General features: G+C 57.5%; 1 protein-coding gene. It reads left to right on the top strand.

The window, feature by feature from the left end:
* Positions 1–544, top strand: a 544-nt coding sequence (gene tnpC / locus ACQZ51_RS23660; RefSeq protein WP_448780993.1) for an IS66 family transposase, incomplete at both ends; no start/stop codon positions are given.

Genomic DNA, 544 nt, shown 5'->3' with positions numbered 1-544 from the left:
CGGTGATTATCGCGGCATATTGGTAAGCGATGGCTACACAGCCTGGCGCACCATCAATGGCTCCACCCATGTCGGATGCATGGCTCATTCCAGGCGGCGCTTTGTCGAGGCCCTCAAGACCCGCAAGAATGGAGGCGGACCGCCGGAACAGGCGCTCCGGTTCTTCGAGCAACTCTACCGGATCGAAAAGCAGGCAAGAGACAAGGCCCCAGATCCTGGGGAGACGAAGGCCGACTGCATACGCAGTTTCCGCCAACAGCATAGCTTGCCCGTCCTGAACGCCCTGAAGATGTGGCTCGACACCATTGCGCCAAAGGTTTTGCCGGACAGCAAGCTGGGTGACGCCGTGTCCTACACTCTAAACCAGTGGGAGTATCTGACGCGCTATACCAGTGACGGCAGAATGCCGATCGACAACAACATTCTTGAACGCGATATCAGAGTATTTGCGACCGGAAGAAAATCGTGGCTGTTCAGCGACAGCGTCGAGGGTGCCAAGGCCAGCGCCGTGATCTACAGTCTCATGCTGACTTGCCGCGCTTGT

It is taken from the genome of Agrobacterium sp. CG674 (assembly GCF_053521645.1).
The sequence above is the reverse complement of the archived record's forward strand: the minus strand, read 5'-3'. Positions and strand labels throughout refer to the sequence as shown.